Consider the following 2,130-nt stretch of genomic DNA (forward strand, 5'->3'; position numbering starts at 1 on the left):
CCCGGGGCCGGTCTACCGGGAGTCGACGCCCGCCAGGATGCGCGGCTCCAGCTCCGCGTACCGCCGCTCCTGCTCCCGCACCGCGCGGCGGCCCGAGGTCACCGTCCCCAGCCAGCCGAGGGCGAACCCCAGCGGGATCGTCACCAGGCCGGTCGTGGTGAACGGGAACCAGTTGAAGTGGTGTTCCGGCAGGGCCGAGTTGGGATAGCCGGAGACCAGGTTGGTGAACGGCGTGAGCAGGAGCACCGCGGCCGAGCCTCCGATCAGGGTCCACAGCACCCCGCGCCGGGTGTACCGCCGCCAGAACAGGCTGTAGACCAGGGCGGGCGCGATCGCCGACGCGCCCAGGCTGATCGACAGCGTCACCAGCGGCTGGAGGTTCCGGTGCTGCACCAGGGTGGCCAGGACGATCGCCGCGACGCCCACCGCGAGCGCGGCCGTCCGCGCCACCGTCACCTCCCGGCGCGCACCCGGCCGCCCCCGCCCCGCGAACACGTCGTGCGCGATCGAGTTGGCGCAGGCCAGGATCATGCCGGCCACCGAGGAGAGCAGGGTGAGGAACACCGCCGTGGTCACCGTGGTGAACAGCAGCGCCGCCAGGTACGACTCGTCTGCGCCCAGCGCCGCCCGGGAACCCAGCAGGAAGGTGGTGTTGCCCTGCGGGTCCGCCGCCGCGATCGGGCCCCGCCCGACCAGCGCCACCGCCCCGAACCCCACCACGACGACGATCAGCGAGAACAGCGTCACCGAGGAGACCGCCCAGGACATCGACCGCCGGACCTGCCGCGCGTCCTCCGCGGTGAACATGCGCATGGTGATGTGGGGCAGCACCGCCGCGCCCAGCAGGATCGAGAGGTGGATCGACAGCATGTCGAGCCGGGGGAACGGGTGCCCCGCGAACTCCACGCCGGTGCTCAGGAACGCGTCACCGATGCCGCTGCGGGCCGCCGCCGCGTCGAACAGCGCTCCCGGATTCCCGTCGTACCGGGCCAGGAGCACCCCGCAGACCATGACCCCGGAGCCCAGCAGGGCGAAGATCTTGAGGAGCTGGATGAACGCGGTGCCCTTCATCCCGCCGATCGCCGCGTAACTGATCATCAGCACGCCCAGGCCGATCACCATGCCGGTCTCCAGGGCCTCGCTGTCGAAGCCGAGGATGAACGACATGAGCTGTCCGGCCCCGGCGAGCTGCACCAGCATCATCGGGATCAGCGACACGACCGTCACCACGCACGTCGTGATCCGCACCGCGCGGGAGGCGGTGCGCCGGGCCAGTACGTCGCCCATGGTGAACCTGCCGGTGTTGCGCAGTGGTTCGGCCAGCAACAGCATCAGCAGCATCATCGACAGCGCGGTGCTGAGCGCCAGCAGCATCCCGTCGTAGCCGAAGAACGCCACCAGTCCGCAGGTGCCGAGCGCGGTGGCCGCGGAGATGTAGTCGCCCGCGATCGCCATGCCGTTGCGGAACGGGGTGAGGACGCCGTAGCCCGTGTAGAACTCCTGGAGGTCGTCCCGGTCGGGCCCGGTCATGACGCAGAGCAGCAGCGTGATCGAGGCGACGGCGCAGAACGCGACCAGGGACATCGAGTGGGCGGAGAAGTCGTTCACGATCCCTCCCCCCGCGGTGCCCGGACGCGGTCCACCAGGGGGTCGACCCGTCGGTGCGCGGTGTGCTCGTGGGCGAACAGGGCGAGCACGGTCAGCGGAAGGTGGAGCAGGGCGAGCACCAGCCCCAGGCTGAGGCCGCCGCCGAGCCGGGTGTCCGCCAGCGACGGGGCGAACACCGTCAGCAGGACGTACAGCGCGAAGAAGCCCAGCAGGACGAGGCCGGCGGTGCGGCGCTGCCCGCGGTGGGCGGCGCGCAGCGGCTCCAGGTCGTCGGCGTGCCGCCGGGGCGCCGGCTGCGCGTCGAACGGATGGAACGCCTCGTCGTGCGCCGGGAGCCGCCCACCCGGCTCGGGGAACCGGGCCCCGGGTCCCGGGAACGGTCCGCCCGGCCCCGGGAAGGGCTCGTCGGACGGGGCGAACTGCTCGCCGTACGCGGGGAAGTGCTCGCCGGGCAGGGGGAAGTGCTCGCCGGGCGGGGGAAAGTGTTCGCCGGGCCGGGCGGCACGGCGGCCCGGGGAGGGC

2 protein-coding genes are annotated in these 2,130 nt (G+C 72.6%); both read right to left on the reverse strand.

Annotation, left to right across the window (positions count from 1 at the left end; translation table 11 throughout):
* Positions 1 to 12 precede the first annotated feature (12 nt).
* Positions 13 to 1,584, reverse strand: a complete 1,572-nt coding sequence (locus HW445_RS28175; protein ID WP_180223680.1) for a cation acetate symporter — start codon at positions 1,582 to 1,584, stop codon at positions 13 to 15.
* Positions 1,585 to 1,604: 20 nt separating this feature from the next.
* Positions 1,605 to 2,130: DUF485 domain-containing protein (locus HW445_RS28180; protein ID WP_180223679.1), on the reverse strand; the 526-nt coding region annotated here is incomplete at its 5' end.

It is taken from the genome of Streptomyces sp. UH6, assembly GCF_013421635.1.
Lineage (GTDB): Bacteria > Actinomycetota > Actinomycetes > Streptomycetales > Streptomycetaceae > Streptomyces > Streptomyces abyssomicinicus.

Bases quoted from the DNA above. Each gene is read 5' to 3' on its own strand.
- HW445_RS28175 (WP_180223680.1), bottom strand. From the start codon at position 1,584: ATGTCCCTGGTCGCGTTCTGCGCCGTCGCCTCGATCACGCTGCTGCTC.